This window comes from Tistrella arctica, from assembly GCF_039630945.1.
GTDB lineage: Bacteria > Pseudomonadota > Alphaproteobacteria > Tistrellales > Tistrellaceae > Tistrella > Tistrella bauzanensis.
Map to the genome: position 1 here is coordinate 280,871 of NZ_JBBKTV010000001.1, position 21,532 is coordinate 302,402.

A 21,532-nucleotide genomic window follows, 5' to 3' on the forward strand; every position below is an offset into this window, starting at 1 on the left:
GCGGGTAAACCTTGGTTGACCCGGTTTTACATAATCTTGACGTTCTTTTGTCGGCTGGTGATTGTGGGGCATTGATTAACCGGGGCAGGCAACCTCCCTTGTTAGCCCTGTACGAGAGTTCCGTCACCGATGACCACCGCTCAGCCCTCCACCGGCATCGCCGGGCGGCCCGATGATCTTTGCCTGTCCCGCACCGTTCGACATGGTCGCAGCGGCCGTGCCCGGATCGCCGCGAGCCTTGCCGTCACCACCGCCCTGGCAGGGGCGCTTGCCGGTCTGGCGGCCGGGGTGAGCCCGGCCCGGGCCGACCAGCCGGGCGGGGTGATGACTTCCGTCGACCTGATCGGTGCGCGCGCCTTGTGGGAACGCGGCATCACCGGCCAGGGCACGATGGTCGTGGTGATCGACAGCGGCGTCGAGGCCAGCCATCCCTTCCTTCGGAAGAACGTGGTCGAGGAAGCCTGTGTCGGCATGTCGGTCGGCGGTGTGTCGGCCGATTGCGGCAACGGCACCGCCTTCGCGACCGGCGCCGGCACCGCATCGCCCGACTATGATGACGAAGATGCGGCCCACGGCACCCATGTCGCCGGCACCGTCGCCGGCAATAATGGCGAGGCTTTCGGCGTGGCGCCCGACGCGATGATCGCGGCGATCCGCATGGCCTCGCCTGAAGGACTGGACGAGGAGGCCGGCTGCGGCAGCGACGATCCCGATTGCGCGGTCGCCCTCAACGGCGTGATCACCCGCGCCTATGACCATGTCGCGGCACTTGCGGCGCAATATCGGGTGGTCGCGGTCAATATGAGCCTGGGTGCCGGTGAGTATTCGGGTATCTGCGATGAGACCACGCCTGGTGGTGCCGAGACGTCGGCGGCGTTCCAGGGTGCTGCGGCCGCGAACATCGCCAGCATCGTGTCGTCGGGCAATGAGTATCACACCACCACCGTATCGACGCCTGCCTGCCTGACTGGCGCCGTTCCGGTCGGCGCGGTCGACAACAACCTCATTATCGCCGACTTCTCCAACCAGTCGGACCTGGTCGAATTGATGGCGCCGGGCGTCGACGTGGTGTCGTCGGTCTATAACGGTGGCTATGCGCCGTTCTCCGGCACGTCGATGGCGGCCCCCCATGTTGCCGGCGCCGTGGCGTTGCTGGCCTCGGCCTCGCCCGGTGCCTCGCTGGGCGAGATCCTGTCGGCACTGCAACTGACCGGCACCGACGTCACCTATGACGACGCCACGCTGTCGACCCGCATCGACGAGCAGGGCCAGCCGGTGCCGCAGAAGCTGATCTTCAAGCTGATCCAGGTCGACAAGGCAGCCTATCTGCTGGTGTCGGCCCGCACCGGCGCCATGGGGACGGCCGCAGATAGCGCGCGCGCCACCGAGATGGCGCGCAGCTTCGGCAATCTGCTGGCCGACGGCTATGCCGCCGACCCGCTTGCCGCCTATCGCGCGCTCGACGTGGTCGGCCGCGCCAATATCGACGCGGCGCTGGCCCAGTTGGGGCCCGACCGCAACCTTGCCACCGCCGAGGCCAGCCTTGCGCTGTTGAGCGAAATCGGTCGCACGGTCTCAGGGCGGCTTGGGGGGCTGCGCGCCGGTACCGCCGGCACCGCCGGCCTGGACATTCAGCGCCAGTTCGCGGCCGCCGCCACGGTCATGTCGGATGCCACCTCAGGCAGCGGCGGGATTGGCGCGCTTGCCCGCCTGCCCGGAATGGAGGGGGCTGAAACCGGTGCCTGGGTGCGTGGTTTCGGTCAGTGGCTCGACCGTGACGGCACGGCCGAGCGCGACAGTTTCCGCGCCAGCGGCGGCGGCGTGGTCGCCGGTATCGACATGGCCGCCGGCGACGGCTGGCGGCTTGGTGGCTTCATGGCCTATGGCCGGTCCAACACCCGCACGGATGGCGGCCTGGGCGAGGGCACGGTCGATCTGGCCAGCCTTGGCGCCTATGGCGGCTACAGCCAGGGCCGCTATCACCTCGACGGGTCGCTGTCGGTGGGCTATGGCTGGGGTGAGACCGATCGCACTATCGCCCTGCCGGGCCTGCTGCGCACCGCCACCGCCGAGACCGATGGTCTGGCGGTGCAGAGCCGCGTTGCCATGGGTGCCACCTATGACGTTGCCGGCTGGGTCGTCGGCCCCGAGCTTTGGCTGGGTTATGCCGGCATCGCCCAGAAGGGCTATACCGAAACCGGCGCCGGCAGCCTGAACGCCACGGTCGATGATCTGTGGCTGGGCGAGATCGGCACCGGTCTGGGGCTGACCGTCGGCCGCCAGTTCGATCTGGGCGGCCCGGTGCTGATGCCGGCGGTGACGCTGGGTATGGGCTATCGCAGCCCCACCGGCGACGACACCATGTCGGGCAGCCTTGGCGGTGGCAGCGCCGGTGCCTTCGCCCTCGATATGGCGCGGGACAACGAACTGACCTTCGATCCGGCGGTGGAAGTCGCCCTGGGCATCGATGCCTCGACCTCGGCCTTCGCATCCTGGCGTGGCCGCTTCGGCGACGGCGTTGCCGACAATGCCGGCACGGTCGGCGTGCGTATCACCTGGTGATCGGCGGAACGGCCCCGATGGATCACCGTCGGGGCCGTTCGACCGCGTGCGCATGCGCTCCGGCGGATCAGCCGGCGCGGGCGCGCATGTCGATCACCGCCAGTCGCCCGGATTCCGTCACCCCGGCCATGAAGTCGCCATCGGGCGAAATGCCGATCGAGATCAGCGGGCTGCCGCAGGGGTCGGTGACCGGCGCGCCGGTGCCGGCGCCCGGAACCGCGATCAGCATGCCGTGGTCATAGCCGATCATCAGCGTCGGCGATTTCGGGTGCCAGGCAACCGCCGTCACCCCCGTGCCATAGGGCTGGGGAAGCTCGGTCGGCGCCTTGCCTTCAGGGCCGTTGCGGCCGGCGAACGACCAGATGATCGCGTTGCCCGATCCGCTGGTCGCCAGCATCCGGCCATTGGGCGTGAAGTCCAGGCTGCGCACCTTGGCGTCGTAACCGGCCATGCGCAGCTTATGGCCATCGGCCAGCCGCCACGCATTCAGCGTGCTGTCGCCGGTGGCCGCCACCAGCCAGTCGCCATCGGGCGACATGCGGCCGCCGATCAACTGGCCTTCGGCCGCCAGCCGCTTCGGCGCCTTGCCGAAGGATGCCGCCCACCACAGGGTGGCGCCGTCGCCATGGATCACCGCCAGCCGCTTGCCCTTGGGGTGGAAATCCAGCCCGGTCACGCTGCGCGGATGGTCGTCGCCGTCGCCGGTAATGGCGCCCTTGCGGTCGATCAGCACCACGCGCTTGCCCGCCGCCGCCGCCCGCAGGCCGCCGGTTGGCGTGCAGGCCACAGCCTCGACCCAGCGCCGCCCCAACTCGGCCAGCACGCTTGCGGTGCCGTCGGCGGATACCGACATCACTCGGCCGTCATCGCCACCGGTCAGGAAGGCGCCGGCGCCGATATCCGGAACCATCGACAGCACCTGGCCCTTATGGGCGGTGACCGATCTGCCCAGACGGAAGCCGTCGGTGCGGCTGAACAGCCGCAGGCTGCCATCGCCCAGCGCCACGGCCAGACTGTTGCCGCCGCGATCGAAGGCCAGCGACACCGCCGGCGTTTCAAGATCCTCCATCCGCCGGCGCTCGGCCACGCGGGTGAAGAAGGTCTCGGGCCTCGGCCCGGGGTCAAGCAATGTTGCCATCGAAGCCCCGCTTCAGCTCGGCCGGATCCAGATCACGGCCGATCACCACCATGCGGCTGCGGCGCGCTTCATCCGCGCCCCATGGCCGGTCGAGCGTGCCTTCGGAAATCATGTGCACGCCCTGCAGGACATAGCGCCGGTTCTGGCCGGCGAAGTTCAGGATGCCCTTGAAGCGCAGGATGTCCTGGCCCTTGGTCATCAGCAGCATGCTGAGCCAGCTTTCGAACAGCGTCTTGTCCAGCGGCTGGTCGGTCGAAAGCGACAGGCTGGCGATGCTGAGGTCGTGATCATGGGCCAGCACGCCGGCGGCGGGGGCATGGTCATGCCCATGGTCGTGATCATGGTGATCATGGGCATGGTCGTGCCCGTGATCGCCGCCGGCCAGGAAGTCGGGTTCCAGCGACAGGGCGCGCTTCAGGTCGAAGGCGCCGCGGCCCAGCACCTCGGTCAGCGGCACGTCGCTGCGCACGGTACGATGGATGCGCGCCAGCGGGTTCAGCCGGCGGATGGTGGCCTCCACCCGTGCCAGGGTGTCGGCATCGACCAGATCGGCCTTGTTCAGCAGCACGATATCGGCGAAGGCGACCTGCTGGGCGGCTTCGGGGGCATCGATCAGCCGCTGTTCCAGGTTCAGCGCATCGGCGACCGTGACCACGCCGTCGAGCTGGGTGCGGGCGGCGATGTCGCGGTCCAGGAAGAAGGTCTGCGCCACCGGCGCCGGCTCGGCGAGGCCCGTGGTCTCGATCAGGATACCGTCGAGATTGCCCGCGCGCTTCAGCAGGGCGCCGACGATCCGGATCAGATCGCCGCGCACGGTGCAGCACAGGCAGCCATTGTTCATCGTGAACACTTCCTCGTCGGCGTCCACGACAAGGTCGCCGTCGATGCCGATCTCGCCGAACTCGTTCACCACCACGGCATATTTGCGGCCGTGCTGTTCGGTCAGGATGCGGTTCAACAGCGTGGTCTTGCCGGCACCAAGATAGCCGGTAAGCACGGTGACGGGGATCTTGTCCATATCGGTCCTCGGGACGGGAAGCGGAAATCTCGGATGGCACCAAATCTCGGATGGCACCATGGCCACAGGCTGCGGATATGGCATGGTGCGGCCGGTTCTCCAAGCCCGCTCGCGCATATCGCCTGTTCGGCCGTGCCTGACGGTCGACCGAAGCATAGCATCGGCTGCGTCATGATGGCGACCGGCGCCGCCCGGGCATCGACGCGGCAGCCGTTCCCGGCGTATTGTCTGTGGAACTGGCGCCACCATCCCCCGGCGCTGCCAGTGCGTGTCAGCACCAGCCTTCAGGAGCATCCCATGACCGACATCCGCATCAGGCTTCGGACGGGCCTCGGCGCCGCTATACTGATCGCCGGTGCCGTGGCCGGCGCGCCGTCTCTGGCGGCATCATCGGTGGCGGGTGCTTCGGGTGCGGCCGGTGGCGTGCCGGTGATCGCAGCCGCAAGCCAGGCCGAACCGCTGCCCACCGCCGAATTCGTGGCCGGGCTTGGTGCTGTCGAAGGCCATCTGCGGGTCGGCGGCGCGCTCTATGCGGACGGCAAGGTCACTGATGCCCTGGTCCATTTCCGCCGCCCGCTGGAGGTGTTGTATGCCGGCTTGAAGCCGTCGATCGCTGCCCGGGATGTGCCGGATTTCAAGCCGGAGCTGGAGGCACTGCTGCAGGCCGCCAGGGCGGGGCAGCCCGCGGCCGAGATTTCCCGGCGGATTGACGCGGTTCTGGTCAAGTTGAGGGCCGCGACCGCCAGTGTGCCGGTTGCCGAACGGCGCGATATCCACACCGGGCTGAAGGTGGCAAGCCTGCTGCTGGGGACGATCGCCGACACCTATGGTGCCGCGGTGGTCGATGGCCGGATAGCCGATGCGACCGATTATCAGGCCAGCCTGGGCTATATGCAGGTGACAGCCGGTGTGCTGCGGCAGGCAGCACCTCGTTTCAAGGATGCCGATCCTGAACGCTGGACGATCGTCGCCCGCGACCTGACCCGCCTTGCCCATGCATGGCCCAGCCTGCTGCCACCCGAGCAGCCGGCGCTGACCGTGGCCGAGGTGCAGGCGCTGGTCGTGAACCTGCGCCAGCAGCTCGACACGTTCTGAGCGCGGCGGGGCGCGGGCCGGGGTCATGAGCAAGCGACGCACGACGCCAGAGGCACCGGTCCGTCCCCGCCGACGGCCGCGACCACGCCCCTGGCTTGCCATTGCCGCCGTGGTGGTGCCGCTGGCGGCGGCGCTTGTGCTGGCGCTGGTGCGCGGGGGCGTGATGATGGATGCACCATCCGCCGACCCGCCGCCGATCGCCGGTTCGGGCACATCCTGACCGGCCGTCATGCCGATGCGCGGTTCACCGCTTCCATCGCCAGCCATGCGGCACCGGCGACCAGCAGCAGGCCGGCGGCGATATCGATGCGGGCGAGGGCGGCCGCGGTCAGCCGCCGTCCGAATCGATGGCCCGCGCCGGCCAGCATCGCCCACCAGCCCAGCGATCCCAGAAACACACCCAGCGCCAGTGCGGCCGGCGTGGCGGTTCCGACCGCGCCGCCATTCATGGCGCCGGCATCGCCGCCGGCGGCCCCAAGCCCCAGGCCGGCGAACAGGCCGGCGAAGCTGGCAATGGTCATCGGGTTCGACAGGGTCAGCAGAAATGCGGTGACGGTATCGCGCCCCCGGCCCGGTGCCGCCGCCGCCGGCCCGGCATCGCGGTGGCGCAGAACCGCGCGCCCACGCCGGACGGCACCGATGCCGATCCAGGCGATCAGCGCCGCGCCGGCCAGTTGCGGCCATAGCGGATCGAGTGCCGCCACCCCCAGGACGGCGCCGAGCCCGAATGCGGCAATCAGCGCATAGACCAGATCGGCCAGCGCCACGCCCAGGCCGCAGGCCATGCCGGCGCCGAAGCCGCCGGCGACGGCGCGGCGCAGGCACATCAACCCGATCGGCCCGACCGGTGCCGCCACCGCCAGTCCCAGCGCCATGCCGCGCAGCAGCGCATCGAGCGGCGTCATGATCCGGCCTTCGTTCCGGTGGCCGATGCCAGGTCGTGGAAGGGCGGATCGGGGAAGGGCGGATCGGGGAAGGGTGGCGGTGCGGCGCTGTCCTTCGGCGAGGACAGCGCGATCAGGCTGTGGCTGCGCACCAGCCCGTCGATCCGCTTCAGGCGGCCGAGCAGGGCTTCGAGTCCGCCGATATCGGCCACCCGCACCTTCAGCAGATAGGACCAGTCACCGGTGACGTGGTGGCAGTCGAGCACAGCACCATCGGCGGCGGTCGCTGCGATGAAGCCGGGCTCGGCAGCGGGACGGTCCAGCGCCACGAATATGAAGCCCACCACGCCCCGACCGATGGCCACCGGATCCACGCGGATGGTCACGCCCTCGATCACGCCGCGTTCCGTCAGCCGGCGCACACGATCATGTGCCGCCGACGTGGAGAGACCGGCGGCCTGGCCCAGCTCTGCCATCGGCGTGCGGCCATCGGCTTGAAGCCGGGCGATGATGATCCGGTCGGCATGGTCGAGCATGGGAAGGTATCCTGTTTATTGATCATTATATGAATATCATCCTGAAATATGCCAGACCAGAAGAATATGTTCGGATTTGATGGAAAACTCAGGACGGCATCCGTCCATGCGCGCGATTTGTGACGCCTTACATGAGAATGAGTTGCAATTGCGGACACCTCCGCTTAAAGTCCGCATTGCGAGCCGGTCGCAACCTCACATCCGCGTCCGGCTCGACAAGCCAGCCACCCAGCGCGTCCCCGCGCTCATCTGCCCCGTCTGGTCGCGCTGCGGGGTGCGTTGAGCGTCGTCGGATGCGTCAGGCAGCCAGTGCCCACTCTCGGGCGCGGCGCCTCTCCGCCCCAGGGGAGAACCGCCGTGCCCGTCCGGTCGCAAAGAACCGTCCTGAGAGGCTTGGCCCGTGTCGTCGCTGCCCAGACAATCCCTGTTTCATTCCCCGCCTATGGCTGGCCACCGGTCGCTGAGCCGGCGCCTGCGGGCGTTCGGCCTGCTGCTGGGCGCCGGCACCGCGCTGGCCGCCGGCACCGTGCCGATGATGGCACTGGCCGCCGATGCCGGAACCAGCGCCGGTGAGGTTCAGCTTGCCGCCGGCCGCGCGCCGGTTCAGCTCGACCCGGTGACGGTGCTTGGCACCCGCACCGAAAAAACCGTGAGCGAGGTTCCGGCCTCGGTGACGGTGGTCGGTGCCGAGGAAATCCGCCAGCGCCAGCCCGATGATCTGGGCGATCTGCTCGACGACATTCCCGGTGTCGAAATGTCGGGTGGCCCGCGCCGCACCGCCATGCAGCCGGTGATCCGCGGCCTGACCGGCGAGCGGGTGGTGCTGCGGGTCGATGGCGCCCGTCAGAATTTCGAAAGCGGCCATCGCGGCCGGATCTTCATCGATCCCTCGCTGCTGGAACGGGTCGAGGTGCGGCGTGGGCCCGCCTCCTCGCTCTATGGCAGCGGCGCCATCGGCGGCGTGATGGAGGTCGAAACCATCAATCCGGGCACCTTCCTTGAGGACGGCGAGCCCTGGGGCGGCGAGGTCGGCGTCAGTTGGGAGAGCAATGGCGACGGCTTCGGCGGCCATGCGATCGGCGCCACCCGGCTGGGCGACAATGCCGAGGCCCTGGTCGGCTTTACCGGTTTCGACGCCGACGATCTGGAGAACGGCGCGGGCGACACCATTCCCTTCACCGCCGACGATGTCCGCAGCGGCCTTGTCAAACTGGTCCTGCGCCCGGCGGAAGGGCATCAACTGACCGCGTCTTACATGCAGTTCCGCGACGAGCACATCATCCCGTCGGCCGCGAATACCAACACCAACAGCATCATCGTCGATCGCAAGACCGACCAGAAGACCATGACGCTGGGCTGGCGGTTCGACGGCAACGGCAATCCGTGGTTCGACCTCGACGCCCGGATCTACCGGACCGAGACCAGCCTGGACGAGCGCCGGATCGATACCGGTCGGTTCGACGAAACCGATCTCGCCACCACCGGCATCGACATCGCCAATACCAGCCGTTTCCAGCTCGGCGGCTTCGGCAACCATGCGCTGACCTATGGCGTCGAAGCCTATCGTGATGATCAGGATGGCCAGCGGGACGGCGGTGATCGCGACCCCTATCCGGACGCGCGGCAGGACATTCTCGGCCTGTTCGTTCAGGACGAGATCGTGTTCTTCGACCGGCTGACCTTCACGCCTGGCGTCCGCTTCGACCGGTTCGACCGCGAGGCCAACAACCAGAACAGCGCGTCCGACGATGCCGTCAGCCCGTCGATCTCGGTCGCCTATGCGGTCACGCCCTGGCTGAATGCCTATGCGAGCTATGCCGAGGCGTTCCGCGCGCCATCGCTGACCGAGCTTTACGCCTCGGGCGAGCACTTCCCGGGCAACAACTTCAAGCCCAATCCGGATCTGCGGCCCGAGACGGCGAAGAACAAGGAAATCGGCCTGACCCTGTCGGAGAGCGACGTGCTCACCAGCGGCGACCGGATCACCGGCCGGGTCGCGGCCTTCCGCAACGACGTCGAAGACTTCATCGAGATGCAGGTGCAGTTCCTGGGGTATCCTGGAACGACCACCCGCAACAACGTTCAGGATGCGCGCCTGGATGGTGTGGAGTTCGAGCTGGCCTATGACGCGCCGCTGTGGTTCGCGAGCTTCGGGGCCGCGCGTATTCGCGGTGACGACCGCACCGAGGGCGACGCGCTGGGCGGCCTGCCCGGCGACAAGGTCTCGCTTGGTGGCGGCCTGAAGTTCATGGGCGGCGACGTGGTGACCGGCTGGCGCATGGTCGCCCATGACAAGCAGGATCGTGTGGCCACTGGCGAGGCCGTGACGCCGGGCTATGCCGTCCATGACGCCTGGGTCAGCTTCCAGCCGTCGGATGGCGGTCTGCGTGGCGCCCGCTTCGACCTTGGCGTCGACAACGTCTTCGACAAGACCTATCGCCAGGCCCTGTCGGAACTCGACGATCCGGGACGGACCGTGAAGCTGACCGCCGCCTATCGCTTCTGAGGCGGCACCGCCGTCGATTGACCGCTCACCATCTCCATCTAAGGATACGAGCATGAGTCAGACCGCGCCCGCGGGCAACAGCCGCGAAACCGACGGTGCCGGCGCAGGGTGTGCCGGTGCCGATCATGTCGGGCACAAGCGGGGTGGTGGCACGCCGCCGCCGAGCCTGGACAGCATGGCGCTGCTGGGCGCCGCGGGCGAGGTTCTGATCGCACATTGCGGCGAGACCTATCGTCTGCGCCGCACAAGACAGAACAAGCTGATCCTGACCAAGTAAGGTCAGCCCCGATATGAGGACCGAGACGAGATGACCCGGATGTCCACAGACCAGAATGCCACCCAGTCGGCCGGTGCGGCCGGCGACGATCTTGTCGGCCGCCGCGCGGCCCTGGCCGCTGCCGAACCGGGCCTGCGCGTCCGCGATCAGGCCGGGCGGCTGGGCGTGTCCGAAGGTGAGCTGGTGGCATCGGCCGTCGGCCGTGACGGGGCCGATGGCGCCCGCGTGGTATGGCTGGACGCCGATATCGGCGATCTGATCCGCGCGATCGAGACCCTGGGCCCGGTGATGGCGCTGACCCGCAACGACCATGCGGTGCACGAGATCGTCGGCACCTATGGCAATGTCAAGCTGGGCGCCCATGCCGGCCTGGTGATCAACAAGCCGATCGATCTGCGCCTGTTCCTGAAGCGCTGGCATGCGGCGCTGGCGGTCGAGGAAGCGCGCGGCGACACCGTGCTGCGCAGCCTGCAGTTCTTCGACATCCATGGCCTCGCCATGCACAAGATCTATCTGCGCCCCGACAGCGACCGTGCCGCTTATGACGCGCTGATCGCCGCCAATCGTGGTGCCGTTCAGCAGGCGCCGGCCTTCGAGCCCGCCCCGACGCCTGAGCCGGTTGCGGCGACGGCGCCTGAGGGGTTCGATGCCGACGCCTTCCTGACCGACTGGTCGCATCTGGCCGACACCCATGATTTCCTGCCGCTGCTGAACCGTCACAACCTGTCGCGTCCGGCGGCGCTGGCCCTGGCCGATGGCCGCTTCGCCCGCAAGCTGGGTGACGGCGCGTTCCGTGCGGCCCTGGAAGCGGCGGCGCGCGATCAGGTGAAGATCATGATCTTCGTGCCCAATCCGGGCTGCATCCAGATCTCGGGCGGCACCATCAACCGGGTGGAACCGCGCGGCCCCTGGATCAACATTCTGGATCCGGGCTTCAACCTGCATGTCCGCGAAGACCACATCGCGGCCGCCTGGCAGGTCGACAAGCCCACCGTCGACGGCACCGTGACGGCGGTCGAGCTGTATGACGACCGGGGTGAGCTGTTCCTGATCATGGTGGGCGTGCGCGAGACGGGTGTGCCTGAACTGCCGGAATGGCGGGCGCTGGTGCATGCCCTGCCGGGCAGCGCGGCGTGACGGCGGCGATCGACAGCGGCCGGCGGCGGTTCCTTGGGGTAACCGCCGCCCTGGGCGCGGTTGCGGCGGGGGGCCTGTTCGCTGGCTGGGCACGGCCTGCGCTGGCCGTGCCCGCCCGCATGGTCACCATCGGTGCCGCCGTCACCGAAACCGTCTGGGCGCTGGGGGCCGGCGACCGCATCGTCGCGGTCGACACCACCAGCATGAGTCCGGCCGAGGCGCAGCGTCTGCCCAAGGTCGGCTATATGCGCACCCTGGCGGCGGAAGGCGTGATCGCGACCGGTGCCACCCGGGTGATCGCCGATGACGGTGCGGGTCCGGCCTCGACGCTCGACCAGATCCGGGCTGCCGGCATAGATCTGCGGATGGTGACGTCGGCCACCCGCATCGATCAGGTCGAAGCGGCGATCGTGGCGGTGGGTGACGCCATCGATCTGCATGATCCGGCGGTGGCGCTGGGCCTTCAGGTCACGGCGGCGCTGACCGAGGTTGCGGAAGCGGCCTTAGCGCTGCCGGTGCATCCATCGGTGATGTGCCTGATCGGCGTCGGCAATGCCGGGCTGATGGCGGCCGGGCGCGACACGGCCGCCGCGGCCGTGATCCGTCTGGCCGGTGGTCGCAATGCCTTCGAGTTGAGCGCCGACTATGCCCCGATCTCGGCCGAGGCGGCGGCGGCGATGGCGCCCGAGGTTCTGGCGATGCCGACCCACGCGATCGCCCGCCTGGGCGGGCGCGAGGCGGTGCTGGCCTTGCCGCAGTTGCGCCTGACCCCGGCGGCGATGGCCGGCCGGCTGATCGCCATCGACAGCCGCGCCCTCTCGGGGCTGGGGCCGTCCACCGCCGATGTCGCGACCGCGTTCGCGGCCGATCTGGCGCAGGTGATGGGGTAGGACCGGATGGCGGCGACGCTGGATGATACGGCCGTGACCGCCGGTCGGGCCTTGCCGATGCATGACCAGCGCCACCGCGCCCGACGGCGTCTGGGTGTGGTTCTGATCGTGGCGCTGATCGCGGTTTCGGTGCTGGCCCTGGCCGTGGGGCCGCTCGCGATCATGCCGGCCGATTATCCGGCGGTGGCGCGGGCGTTGCTGGTGCGTGCCGGCCTGCTCGATCCGGCCGCGATCGCCGTTGCGGCCGATCAGGCGTGGGCGGATCAGGCGCGGGCCGACCAGATCAAGGCGGCGGTGCTGCTGGATATCCGTCTGCCGCGCCTGATTCTGGGCATCATGGTGGGTGGGGTTCTGGGATTGGCCGGGGCGGTGCTGCAGGGCCTGTTCCGCAATCCGCTGGCCGACCCGGCCCTGATCGGCATTTCGGCCGGCGCTGCACTGGCGGCGGTCGCGACCATCGTGCTGGGGCATGCGCTGCTGCCGGATCTGCCGGCCTGGGCGGCATCGGCACTGGTGCCGGCCGCGGCTTTCGTCGGCGCCATTTCGGCCACCATGCTGGTCTGGCGACTGGCCGGCGGTGCTGCCGCCGATGGCGGCGAGGGTGGGGGTGGCAAGGGTGGGGGGCACGACATGTCGCTGCTGCTGCTGGCCGGCGTCGCCATTACAGCAATCGCCAGCGCCGGCGTCGGTCTGTTCGCCTTTATCGGCGATGATCAGCAATTGCGCGAGCTGACCTTCTGGTCGATGGGCGGTCTTGGCGGCGCACGCTGGGGCCTGCTCTGGGCGCCACTGCTGGCGATCTCGGTCGCGGCCTGGCTGCTGCTGCCGCTGGCGCGCGGGCTGGACGCCCATGCGCTGGGCGACCAGGATGCCTACCATCTGGGTGTCGACGGCAAGCGGCTCCGGCGCCGGGCGGTGATCGGCGCGGCACTGGGCGTGGGTGCCGCCGTGGCGGTGTCGGGCACGATCGGCTTCGTCGGTCTGGTGGTGCCGCATCTGGTGCGGTTGATCGTCGGACCCGGCCATCGCGGCGTGCTGCCGCTGTCGATGCTGGCGGGCGCGGTGCTGCTGGTGGGCGCCGATCTGCCGGCGCGACTGATCGTGGCGCCGGCCGAACTGCCGATCGGCATCGTCACCGCCCTGATCGGCGGGCCGTATTTCATCCACCTGCTGCGGGCGCGTATCCGCGGCGGCGGTTGACCGCTTCCCGCCCGTCCTGTTTTCTGGAGCCTTCGCCCATGCTCAGCCTCACCCGTGTCACCTGCCGTCGTGGCGGCAGGGTTCTGGTCGACGAGGCCAGCCTGGACATCCGGCCCGGTCATCTGGTCGCGATCCTGGGCTGCAATGGTGCCGGCAAATCAACGTTGCTCGGCCTCGCCACCGGCGCCATCCGGCCCGATGGCGGGCGGGTCGCGCTCGACGACGTGTCGCTGGAGCGGATACCGGCCGAGCGGCTGGCCCGCCGTCGGGCGGTGATGAGCCAGGCCGATATGCTGGGCTTCGGCTTTACCGCCGCCGAGGTGGTGGCGCTGGGCCGGTCACCCTTTCGCGGTGTCGCCACACCCGACGAGGACCATGCCGCCATCCGAGCCGCGATGACCGAAACCGGCATCGAGCCCCTGGCCGGGCGCGTCGTCACCCGGCTGTCGGGCGGCGAGCGCCGGCGGGTGCAACTGGCCCGCACGCTGGCGCAGGCGGCGGGTTGTGCTGCGGAACCCGGCACCCGGGCATTGCTGCTCGATGAACCCAATGCCGCGCTCGACATCGCCCGTCAGCGCGATCTGGCACGGGTGATGCGGCGCGCGGCCGAGGGTGGCCTCGCGGTGGCGGCCGTGCTTCACGATCCCGATCTGGCGGCCGCGGTCGCCGATGAGGTGGTGTTGATGCGGGCGGGCCGGATTCTCGATCGCGGCGCACCGGCGCGGGTGCTGACCTCGGCCGCGATCGACGCGGTGTATGACGTCACCGCCGAGGTGATGATCGATGCTGCGACCGGGCGCCCGAAGATCGGTTTTGCCTGGCTCTGACGGTTGAGGCCTCTGACGGTGAGGGCCTCTGACAGTAGGGGCCGGCGCGGCGCCGGCACCTCAGGCGACGGCGGCGCCGGCCATATAGCCGGGCACGGTGGCCTGTCGGGGCTGAAGGACCAGTGTCAGGCGCCGCGGCCGGCGGAAACTGTCACCGGCGATGGTGGGATCGCAGTCATCTGCGGGCGCGATGTCGGCGAAGCGTTCAGCCAGACGCCGCAGGGCTTCGGCGATAATCGCCGAGGCCAAAGGTCGGCCGGGGCAGGCATGGCGACCGGCGCCGAACGACAGCACCGGCACTGGTGGCCGGCCGGGCATGAAGCGCTCGGGATCGAACTGATCCGCTGCGGGAAACACGGTCTCGTCGCGATTGGCGCTGGCCAGGAACACCCGGACCGACGCACCCCGTGGCACGGTCACGCCGCCGATCTCGGTCTGGCCGCGCACGAAGCGGGTGGTGTCGTGCTGGGGCGGCTGAAACCGCATGACCTCCAGGGCGAAGCTGTCGGCAAGGCTCGGCTCCACGGCCAGCCGGTCGATCAGATGGCGGTGCCGCAACAGCACCGCCAGCGCGTTGGCGATCGCCGACAGCGGCGTTTCCACCCCGGCGGCCATCATCAGAAGGATCAGGCGCATCAACTGGGTGCGTTCCAGGTCGGCCGCCATCCGCTGGACCCTCAGCGCCAGAGCCGCCGGTCGTGGCGATAGCCCCTGATCGATCAGCCGCCCGATCAGGGCTTCCAGCGCGCGGCGTTCATCGGCGATGCCGCCGACGCCGCCGTCACTCTGTTCTATATAGCGGCTGACGCGCGACAGGTGATGGGCAAGACGATCGCCGGTCGCGGCATCGATACCGAATAGCCCGCGGATCACCCCGCGTGCGATCGGCTCGGCCAGAGCCTGGATGGCATCGACCGGTTCATCTGCGGGCAGGTCGGCCAGCGTGGCGCCGATCAGCCCCGGGGCCAGACCGGCGACGGCCGCTGCCACCCCTTCGAACCCCAGAAGATGCTGTGCGGCCCGACGCTGCGCCAGATGGCGATCGCCATCGATATCGAGCAGGGTTTCGCCAAAGGCCTGACGGGTGCGTTTGAACGGATATTCCACCGTGAAGACCGGATCGGTCAGCACCCGCATCACGTCGGCATGCCGCACCACGCATAGCTGGCCCAGGCGTTCAGACCACCAGACCGGGCGGGTCCGGCGGGCGACGGCATAGGCCGGCCACGGATCGGCGCGAAAGCCGGCCGAGCCGAAATCGACCGGCTCGTCCTGCCCGTTCGCCGCCGCGGGGGCGGGCGCGTCGTCGCTGCCGTATCCGCTATAGGTCATCGGGGCTCTCCGCGACATCGTCATGGCACGCCTGCCGGTGGATCCGGTCAGGGGCCGGTGGGGCCGGTCAGGGGTTCTGTCTGTTGTGAACGATACCATGAAGCCTCGCACTGCAACATGGTTGGCACTGCGGCATTGCCACGCGCGGCCGCCGGTCAGGCTGATATAGGGGCGGCTGGCGGCTGTGCCAGCCCGTTCCCGGTATGGGCGACGGCGGGCTCGATGTCGCGGCACTTGCCGCGGCGGCCGATCAGCGGCCTAATCATCATGGGACAGGTATCAACAGACACCGGTGCCACTTGGCGCATGCAGGTGTCCCATACGGATCGTGATCATGAAGATCATCAATGAATTCAGAGAGTTCGCCGTAAAGGGCAACGCATTCGATCTCGCCGTCGGCGTGATCATCGGCGCCGCTTTCGGCAGCATCGTGACGTCGCTGGTCAATGATATCATCATGCCGCCGATCGGATTTATCACCGGCGGCATCGATTTTTCCGACATCTTCATCAACCTGACCGACGTCGAATACACCAGCCTTGCCGCCGCCAAAGAGGCCGGGGCGGCAACGATCAACATCGGCGTGTTCATCAACCGGCTGATCAGCTTCCTGATCGTGGCCTGGGTGCTGTTCCTGATGGTGCGGCAGATGAATCAGATGAAGCGGCGGGAAGAAGCCGCTCAGGTGCCGCCGCCGCCCGCAGCGCCGCCACCACCTGCGCCGGAACTGGTGGTTCTGGAACAGATCCGCGATCTGCTGGCCCGGGATCAGGCGGGCGGGCCGGGCACAGATCCCTCGCCGGCGACGGGACGCCCGCAGTCTTGACGGCTGATCTGCCGGATCGTCGGCGTGTCCGATGGGCCGCCACGGCAACCGCCCTGGACGTTATGGCGTTACCGATCGGAAACAAGCTCGTCCTGCGGCAGGCCAGGGATTTGAAGCTCAAGGCAACCCGCCGGAATATCCGTCAGACATGCATCGATGCCGGTGGTTTCCGCTTTGATGACCGTTTGACGTATCAACATGGTATGTGGTTAAAATGACGCGACTGTGGCAGTCTTGCTGCTGCCCCAACGCAAGGGGCTGACAAAAGCCGCGTCAACCCCCATAGTCTGGGAGAGACAGACGTTATGGCGGGCGGATCTGCCGGCACACTCGGCTCAGCGCACGCGAGATCTGGCGCCGAACGAAGCTGGCATGGCCAGGAACACCTGCACTGGCGCTGACAACGACCCTGTTACCAGGAGACCCTCGAGCGATGAATCGCAAGCTGACAGTGGCCGCAGTGGCCGCAGCATTCTGCGCCCTCCCTGCTTTTGCGCATGCGCAGGATGTGGCCAGCGAAATCGCGCTTCTGCGCGGCGGCGAGCCCGGCTGGTATGGCTCAATTCTTGGTGGCGTGAACATGCAGTCCGACTCGAGCTTCAGCTCGGGCCTCGCCGGCGGTAAGGTCGCCGCCGAGTTCGACACCGGCTACGGCGTCGTCGGCGCGATCGGCTATGATTTCGGCCGCGTCGCGCAGTGGGGCGGGTTCCGCACCGAACTCGAAATCGGCTATCGCCAGAATGATGTCGACAGCCTGTCGATCGGCGGCACCAACCTCGCCAACAGCGATGGCGATGCCACCGTCTGGTCGGGTATGGTCAACGTCTATCACGACCTGTACCTGCCGGCGTCGCGCCTGACCCCCTATATCGGTCTGGGCATCGGTGCGGCCTATGTCGAATATGACAGCTTCTCGGCAGCCGGTGCCCCCGGTGCGATGAGCGACGACGACACCGTGCTGGCCTATCAGGGCATCCTGGGCGCCTCCTATGCTCTCAGCCCTGCCATGTCGCTGGTTGGTGAATACCGCTATTTCGGCACGCAGGCTGTGGAAGTCACCAGCGGTGCGGCCGATGGCTCGGTCAGCAGCAGCGACACCTATGGGTCGCACAACGTGATGGTGGGTCTGCGGATCAACTTCTGATCCCTGACGCTTCAGCGTCGACCTGAACAATGGCCGCCGGTGTTCTGCACCGGCGGCCATTGTCGTTGTATACACGCGATTGGGTATAGGCGCGGCTGGCGGGCTGGCGCCGGTGGTCGTGACATATCTCTGCCACTGGCGCCTCGCGGCATCGGGGCCATATAGAGTGGCATTGGCGGAGATGGCGGCCGATGTGCGGGATCCCCGTGCATGGCCGCCCAGCGCGACACCGCCCGGCGCATGCCCGGACCGTATCCGGGCAGCCCTTCAGCGGAAGACGAAAAATGATGTTCCGGACGACTTTCCGGCAAGTGGCGCCGTCGCGGCGGCAGGGTCGGCGCGCGGCACTGTTTCTGGTCGCGAGCCTTGGCGCTCTGGTCGCGGCATGCAGCGGGCCGACACCGTATCAGCCTTTGCTGCATGGCGAGGGCTATGCCAATCAGCGGCTTGAAGACAATCGTTTCCGCGTCAGCTTCGCCGGCAACGCCGCCACCGACCGGGCGACGGTGGAAGATTATCTGCTGTATCGTGCGGCCGAGATCACGCTCCAGACCGGCCATGACTTTTTCATCGTCGTCAGCCGCGATGTCGAACCGGACCGCCGCTACAGTTATAACCCGCCGCCGGCCTGGGGCTGGGGGTGGGGTAGCGGGCGCGGCGCCGGATATGGGATCGGCATGTCGACCGGGTCGGCAGAGGCGGATACCCGCTATACCGCCTGGCTCGAAATCCTGGTCTATGCCGGCCGCAAGCCGGATCAGCCCGATGCCTATGACGCCCGCCAGATTACCCAGGCCATCGCGCCCGGCCTGCGTCGGCCCCGGGTGGACTGATCGGCTCGGCCCCACTCGCCGGAGCCGATGCCGCACCGCGTCATTTTGCCGCAACCTGCCGTGACATCATGCATGATGCCACGGTCTTGTTGCACATGCGTCGCAATCTTCATGATACTCTATATCTCAACCACTTCGGGCCGCGGTCACGGCGCCCGCAGATGGCGCGCGCGCTGTCGTCGCGAATGATTTGCAATCGCGTAAACTTGGGTGTAGCGTCCGACGCGACGTCCAGCCGATCAAGTCCCGGAGACATCTGACGAATGAGCACGGAAACCCAGACCTCCGCGACCACGCCGCCGCTGACCGCCGCGCCTGCCAGTGCCCCATCGCCAGCTTCCGCCCCGACGCCAGCCTCCGCCCCGTCGCCAGCTTCCGCCCCGATGCCGGCTGCCGCCGGTCCGGCACCCGCAAGCGCCGGCCCCACGACCGGCGCCGAGGGCTTGCCACAGGGGCAGGGAACCGGCTCGCCAGAGGCCGGCATGACGGCCGGCGCCACCGACCTGACCGGTTTCACGCAACCGGGCGACACGGTCGCCACCACCGAAGCCGATGGCGGTACAGGCTCCTCCACACTGGATCTGCTGATTGCGGGCGGGCCGGTGGTTGGTGTTCTGGGCGTGCTGTCGGTGATCGGGGCCGCGATCATCCTGCTCAAGATCTGGCATTTCGCCCGCGCCGGCGTCGGGTCCGGGCGTCGTTTGAACCGCGCGGTCGACCGCGCGGTTCGCGAGGGCCCCGACCAGGGCCGGGCCGCCCTCGATGGCGTGACCCATCCGGGCGTCGACGTGATCCGGACCATTCTCGACGGCCGCGTCTCGGGCGTGCCCGAAGCGGCACTGCGGGAAGAGGCGGAGCGCATCGGTCTTGCGCGGGTCGAGACCCTGCGCAGCCATCTCCGCGCATTGGAACTTGTAGGCGGCATCGCGCCGCTGCTGGGCCTGCTCGGCACCGTCCTTGGTATGATCACGGTGTTTCAAACCCTGGAAACCGCAGGCTCGGCGGTCGATCCGTCGCAATTGTCGGGCGGTATCTGGGAAGCGCTGCTGACCACGGCCGTCGGCCTGATCGTGGCCATTCCCTGCGTGCTCGCCCACGCCTGGCTTGAGCGGCGGGTGGATCGCACGGCGCATGTGGTCGAGGATGCGGCAACCCGGCTGTTCGTTGCCCGCGATCTGGCACGGCCGGTGGCACCCATGGCCATGAGCCATCGCCCGATGGCCGGAGGCCTTGCGCCCGAATTGCGGACCGCGCGCGCGGCCGGCCCCTCGGCCTGATGACCGGGGCCTGACATCATGCGCCTCAGCCGGAAGCATCGTCGTTCGGGGCTCGCCATCGGACTGACGCCGTTGATCGACGTCGTGTTCATTCTTCTGCTGTTCTTCATGCTGGCATCTTCACTTGCCGACTGGCGGGTGCTGGAGATCGTCATGCCCGAACCTGTGGCCTCGCCGCCGGCGCAGACCGCCAGCCGCAGTGACATCGCCGTCATCGCGGTGGCCGCGGATGGCCAGTTGCAGCTCGACGGCGCCCCAATTGCCGCCGATGCGCTGGGCACGCGGTTGTCGACCCGTGCGGCGGCCAACCCGGCTCTGAAGGTATATGTCCGCCCGGTCGAGGCGGCGCCGATGCAGGCGGTGGTCTCGGCCTTGGAAGCGGCCGGTGCGGCCGGTGCGGCCTCGGTCGAGGTGCGGGCCCGATGAGACTGCGGCAGACCTCCCGTGCGCGGAATTCAGACGATGCGCTGATTCCGCTGATCAATGTCGTCTTCCTGCTGCTTGTGTTCTTCATGGTCGCCGGCACCATCACCGCGGGCGATGCCTTCCGTATCCAGCCGGCCCGCATCGCCGCCGAGGCTCGCAAGGATGCGGCCGATGGCCGGCGGGTGCTGCTGGTCGGTGCCGATGGTCGCATGGCTTATGATGGTGAGACCGTCACCATCGACGCGTTGAGCGAGCGGCTGGCGCTGACGGTTCAGGGCGCTGCGGATCGCGGCCTGCCCCTGCAGCCGCTGGCGGTGAAAACCGATGCCGGTGCGCCAGCCGGCACAGTGATCGCGGCCACGGAGGCGGCACGGGCCGCCGGCTTTCCCGGCGTGGTGCTTCTGGTTCAGCGGGTGCCGGAATGAGTGATCCACGCAACAAGACCCGGCGCAATCCGACCGACGCGCCAGGGCGTGGTGCTATGACGGTGGCAATGGTGACGGCCGTGGCACTGCATGGTGCCGGCGCGCTGTGGCTGTTGAACCAGCCGGCAGAGCCCGCCGGCCTGCCGGGCGAAGTCGCAATCGTGATCGGCTTTGGCGGTGCCGGTGGCGATGGCGGCCAGGGCGGCGAGGGCGGTGGCAGCGTCGATGCCGCAGCCGATACCGCACCGGAAGTGACGCCGGCGGCCCCCGCGGCACCGGAAGCACCACCGATTCCCGAAGAACTGCCGCCGCCCGACGAGCCGGAGCCGGCACCTCAGCCGCTTCCAGAACCGGTTCCCGAACCTGAACCGGAGCCGGAACCCGAACCGGAGCCAGAACCCGAACCGGAGCCGGAACCCGAACCGGAGCCAGAACCCGAACCGGAGCCAGAACCCGAGCCTGAGCCCGAACCGGAGCCGGAACCCGAGCCTGAGCCCGAACCGGAACCGGAACCCGAGCCGGAACCGGAACCCGAGCCGGAGCCAGAACCCGAGCCGACGCCGAAAGAGGTGCGGCAGATGGCGGCGGTGTTGCCGCGCGCCAAGCCGACGCCACCGCCGGCGCCCGTGCGGCCCAAACCGGCACCGCGCGTCGAGGCCCCGAAGCCCGCACCGGCCCCCCGTGCCGGCGCCGCGGCGGAACCGGATGAGGCGGAGGGCGCCACCGGCCTGCAGGCTGCCGGTCAGCCCGGCAAGCTTGCCGGCGCCGCCGGGGCTGCCGGTGCACCCGGCCTTCCGGGTGGCGGGCAGGCAGGTGCCGCTGGTGCGGCTGATCCGAAGCTGGTCGATCTTTATAACGCGCGTGTCATGGGCTGGCTGGAGCGCCATCGCCGCTATCCGCGCTCCGCGCAACTGCGCAACCAGCAGGGCACGGTGCAGCTGGAATTCTCGCTGGATGGCGAAGGCCAGGTGGTGTCGTGGCGCATCGTCAGGCCGTCGGGGATCAGCGCGCTCGATCGGGAAACCGAACGGATGATCGAGGCCGCGTCGCCATTCCCGCCGCCGCCGCCCGAGATTCTGGAGCAGGGACGGAAGTCCTTCGTGATCCCGATCGTCTTCCGGCTGAACTGAGCCGGCTGCAGGAACTGCACGACGAAAAAAGACCCCCGGCATCACGGGATGCCGGAGGTCTTGTTCGAG

General features: G+C 68.6%; 22 protein-coding genes. 17 read left to right on the plus strand and 5 right to left on the minus strand.

The genetic code is table 11. The annotated features are described in order from the left end of the window. Positions 1–129 precede the first annotated feature (129 nt). Positions 130–2,562 carry an autotransporter domain-containing protein gene (locus WG924_RS01260; RefSeq protein ID WP_345930999.1) on the plus strand — a complete coding sequence of 811 codons (2,433 nt, stop codon included), beginning with the start codon at positions 130–132 and terminating at the stop codon, positions 2,560–2,562. A gap of 67 nt (positions 2,563–2,629) precedes the next feature. On the opposite strand, the gene WG924_RS01265 is transcribed toward WG924_RS01260, so the two are convergent. After that, the gene (locus WG924_RS01265) at positions 2,630–3,700 is read right to left on the minus strand and encodes a WD40 repeat domain-containing protein (RefSeq protein WP_345931000.1); all 1,071 of its coding nucleotides are present in this window, start codon (positions 3,698–3,700) and stop codon (positions 2,630–2,632) included. Continuing rightward, complete coding sequence (locus tag WG924_RS01270; protein WP_345931001.1) at positions 3,684–4,718, minus strand: CobW family GTP-binding protein; 1,035 nt, start codon at positions 4,716–4,718, stop codon at positions 3,684–3,686. Before WG924_RS01270 ends, WG924_RS01265 begins: the two co-directional genes overlap by 17 nt. Before the next feature lie 297 nt (positions 4,719–5,015). On the opposite strand from WG924_RS01270, the gene WG924_RS01275 reads away from it, so the two are divergent. Further along, positions 5,016–5,813: a 4-helix bundle domain-containing protein gene (locus WG924_RS01275; RefSeq protein ID WP_345931002.1), complete on the plus strand. Its 798-nt coding sequence runs from the start codon at positions 5,016–5,018 to the stop codon at positions 5,811–5,813. Between the two features lie 25 nt (positions 5,814–5,838). Next, the gene (locus WG924_RS01280; RefSeq protein ID WP_345931003.1) at positions 5,839–6,033 is read left to right on the plus strand and encodes a hypothetical protein; all 195 of its coding nucleotides are present in this window, start codon (positions 5,839–5,841) and stop codon (positions 6,031–6,033) included. 7 nt (positions 6,034–6,040) lie between these two features. On the opposite strand, the gene WG924_RS01285 is transcribed toward WG924_RS01280, so the two are convergent. Together WG924_RS01285 and WG924_RS01290 are read right to left on the minus strand one after the other, a co-directional pair. After that, on the minus strand, positions 6,041–6,718 hold the full coding sequence (locus tag WG924_RS01285) for a LysE family translocator (protein ID WP_345931004.1): 678 nt from the start codon (positions 6,716–6,718) through the stop codon (positions 6,041–6,043). After that, entirely contained in the window at positions 6,715–7,233 is a 519-nt protein-coding gene (locus tag WG924_RS01290; protein ID WP_345931005.1) for an Lrp/AsnC family transcriptional regulator, read from the minus strand. Before WG924_RS01290 ends, WG924_RS01285 begins: the two co-directional genes overlap by 4 nt. A 400-nt stretch (positions 7,234–7,633) precedes the next feature. Between WG924_RS01290 and WG924_RS01295 the strand changes: the two genes are divergently transcribed. The 6 genes from WG924_RS01295 to WG924_RS01320 are packed head-to-tail and all read left to right on the plus strand — an operon-like array spanning position 7,634 to position 14,070. After that, positions 7,634–9,739, plus strand: a complete 2,106-nt coding sequence (locus tag WG924_RS01295; RefSeq protein ID WP_345931006.1) for a TonB-dependent hemoglobin/transferrin/lactoferrin family receptor — start codon at positions 7,634–7,636, stop codon at positions 9,737–9,739. Positions 9,740–9,791: 52 nt separating this feature from the next. After that, complete coding sequence (gene hemP / locus WG924_RS01300; protein ID WP_345931007.1) at positions 9,792–10,016, plus strand: hemin uptake protein HemP; 225 nt, start codon at positions 9,792–9,794, stop codon at positions 10,014–10,016. Between the two features lie 39 nt (positions 10,017–10,055). After that, complete coding sequence (locus tag WG924_RS01305; protein WP_345931008.1) at positions 10,056–11,153, plus strand: hemin-degrading factor; 1,098 nt, start codon at positions 10,056–10,058, stop codon at positions 11,151–11,153. Next, a complete protein-coding gene (locus WG924_RS01310) occupies positions 11,111–12,043 on the plus strand; it encodes a heme/hemin ABC transporter substrate-binding protein (protein WP_345931009.1) in 933 nt (310 codons plus the stop codon). The genes WG924_RS01305 and WG924_RS01310 overlap by 43 nt, the downstream gene beginning before the upstream one ends. Positions 12,044–12,076: 33 nt before the next feature. Beyond that, positions 12,077–13,243: a FecCD family ABC transporter permease gene (locus tag WG924_RS01315; protein ID WP_345931010.1), complete on the plus strand. Its 1,167-nt coding sequence runs from the start codon at positions 12,077–12,079 to the stop codon at positions 13,241–13,243. Between the two features lie 38 nt (positions 13,244–13,281). Beyond that, complete coding sequence (locus WG924_RS01320; RefSeq protein WP_345931011.1) at positions 13,282–14,070, plus strand: ATP-binding cassette domain-containing protein; 789 nt, start codon at positions 13,282–13,284, stop codon at positions 14,068–14,070. Between the two features lie 60 nt (positions 14,071–14,130). On the opposite strand, the gene WG924_RS01325 is transcribed toward WG924_RS01320, so the two are convergent. Then, complete coding sequence (locus tag WG924_RS01325; RefSeq protein ID WP_345931012.1) at positions 14,131–15,402, minus strand: cytochrome P450; 1,272 nt, start codon at positions 15,400–15,402, stop codon at positions 14,131–14,133. Between the two features lie 340 nt (positions 15,403–15,742). On the opposite strand from WG924_RS01325, the gene mscL reads away from it, so the two are divergent. The 8 genes from mscL (at position 15,743) to WG924_RS01365 (ending at position 21,463) form a co-directional block, all read left to right on the plus strand. Beyond that, positions 15,743–16,228: a large conductance mechanosensitive channel protein MscL gene (gene mscL / locus WG924_RS01330; protein ID WP_345931730.1), complete on the plus strand. Its 486-nt coding sequence runs from the start codon at positions 15,743–15,745 to the stop codon at positions 16,226–16,228. Further along, positions 16,225–16,446: a hypothetical protein gene (locus WG924_RS01335; protein ID WP_345931013.1), complete on the plus strand. Its 222-nt coding sequence runs from the start codon at positions 16,225–16,227 to the stop codon at positions 16,444–16,446. The genes mscL and WG924_RS01335 overlap by 4 nt, the downstream gene beginning before the upstream one ends. A gap of 215 nt (positions 16,447–16,661) precedes the next feature. Then, a complete protein-coding gene (locus WG924_RS01340; protein ID WP_345931014.1) occupies positions 16,662–17,372 on the plus strand; it encodes an outer membrane protein in 711 nt (236 codons plus the stop codon). A 287-nt stretch (positions 17,373–17,659) separates the two neighbouring features. Further along, a complete protein-coding gene (locus tag WG924_RS01345; RefSeq protein ID WP_345931015.1) occupies positions 17,660–18,205 on the plus strand; it encodes a CC0125/CC1285 family lipoprotein in 546 nt (181 codons plus the stop codon). Positions 18,206–18,468: 263 nt separating this feature from the next. After that, positions 18,469–19,482: a MotA/TolQ/ExbB proton channel family protein gene (locus WG924_RS01350; RefSeq protein WP_345931016.1), complete on the plus strand. Its 1,014-nt coding sequence runs from the start codon at positions 18,469–18,471 to the stop codon at positions 19,480–19,482. A gap of 18 nt (positions 19,483–19,500) precedes the next feature. Further along, the gene (locus WG924_RS01355) at positions 19,501–19,908 is read left to right on the plus strand and encodes an ExbD/TolR family protein (RefSeq protein WP_345931017.1); all 408 of its coding nucleotides are present in this window, start codon (positions 19,501–19,503) and stop codon (positions 19,906–19,908) included. After that, positions 19,905–20,333, plus strand: a complete 429-nt coding sequence (locus WG924_RS01360) for an ExbD/TolR family protein (protein WP_345931019.1) — start codon at positions 19,905–19,907, stop codon at positions 20,331–20,333. The genes WG924_RS01355 and WG924_RS01360 overlap by 4 nt, the downstream gene beginning before the upstream one ends. Continuing rightward, positions 20,330–21,463: an energy transducer TonB gene (locus WG924_RS01365; RefSeq protein ID WP_345931020.1), complete on the plus strand. Its 1,134-nt coding sequence runs from the start codon at positions 20,330–20,332 to the stop codon at positions 21,461–21,463. The genes WG924_RS01360 and WG924_RS01365 overlap by 4 nt, the downstream gene beginning before the upstream one ends. Positions 21,464–21,532: the final 69 nt, after the last annotated feature.

Coding starts and splice junctions, on each gene's coding strand:
- WG924_RS01290 (WP_345931005.1), bottom strand. CDS start 7,233: ATGCTCGACCATGCCGACCGGATCATCATCGCCCGGCTTCAAGCCGAT.
- WG924_RS01360 (WP_345931019.1), top strand. CDS start 19,905: ATGAGACTGCGGCAGACCTCCCGTGCGCGGAATTCAGACGATGCGCTG.
- WG924_RS01355 (WP_345931017.1), top strand. CDS start 19,501: ATGCGCCTCAGCCGGAAGCATCGTCGTTCGGGGCTCGCCATCGGACTG.
- WG924_RS01305 (WP_345931008.1), top strand. CDS start 10,056: ATGTCCACAGACCAGAATGCCACCCAGTCGGCCGGTGCGGCCGGCGAC.
- WG924_RS01350 (WP_345931016.1), top strand. CDS start 18,469: ATGAGCACGGAAACCCAGACCTCCGCGACCACGCCGCCGCTGACCGCC.
- WG924_RS01285 (WP_345931004.1), bottom strand. CDS start 6,718: ATGACGCCGCTCGATGCGCTGCTGCGCGGCATGGCGCTGGGACTGGCG.
- WG924_RS01325 (WP_345931012.1), bottom strand. CDS start 15,402: ATGACCTATAGCGGATACGGCAGCGACGACGCGCCCGCCCCCGCGGCG.
- WG924_RS01340 (WP_345931014.1), top strand. CDS start 16,662: ATGAATCGCAAGCTGACAGTGGCCGCAGTGGCCGCAGCATTCTGCGCC.
- WG924_RS01365 (WP_345931020.1), top strand. CDS start 20,330: ATGAGTGATCCACGCAACAAGACCCGGCGCAATCCGACCGACGCGCCA.
- WG924_RS01270 (WP_345931001.1), bottom strand. CDS start 4,718: ATGGACAAGATCCCCGTCACCGTGCTTACCGGCTATCTTGGTGCCGGC.
- WG924_RS01345 (WP_345931015.1), top strand. CDS start 17,660: ATGTTCCGGACGACTTTCCGGCAAGTGGCGCCGTCGCGGCGGCAGGGT.
- WG924_RS01320 (WP_345931011.1), top strand. CDS start 13,282: ATGCTCAGCCTCACCCGTGTCACCTGCCGTCGTGGCGGCAGGGTTCTG.
- WG924_RS01275 (WP_345931002.1), top strand. CDS start 5,016: ATGACCGACATCCGCATCAGGCTTCGGACGGGCCTCGGCGCCGCTATA.
- WG924_RS01280 (WP_345931003.1), top strand. CDS start 5,839: ATGAGCAAGCGACGCACGACGCCAGAGGCACCGGTCCGTCCCCGCCGA.
- WG924_RS01260 (WP_345930999.1), top strand. CDS start 130: ATGACCACCGCTCAGCCCTCCACCGGCATCGCCGGGCGGCCCGATGAT.
- WG924_RS01310 (WP_345931009.1), top strand. CDS start 11,111: ATGGCGGGCGCTGGTGCATGCCCTGCCGGGCAGCGCGGCGTGACGGCG.
- hemP (WP_345931007.1), top strand. CDS start 9,792: ATGAGTCAGACCGCGCCCGCGGGCAACAGCCGCGAAACCGACGGTGCC.
- WG924_RS01265 (WP_345931000.1), bottom strand. CDS start 3,700: ATGGCAACATTGCTTGACCCCGGGCCGAGGCCCGAGACCTTCTTCACC.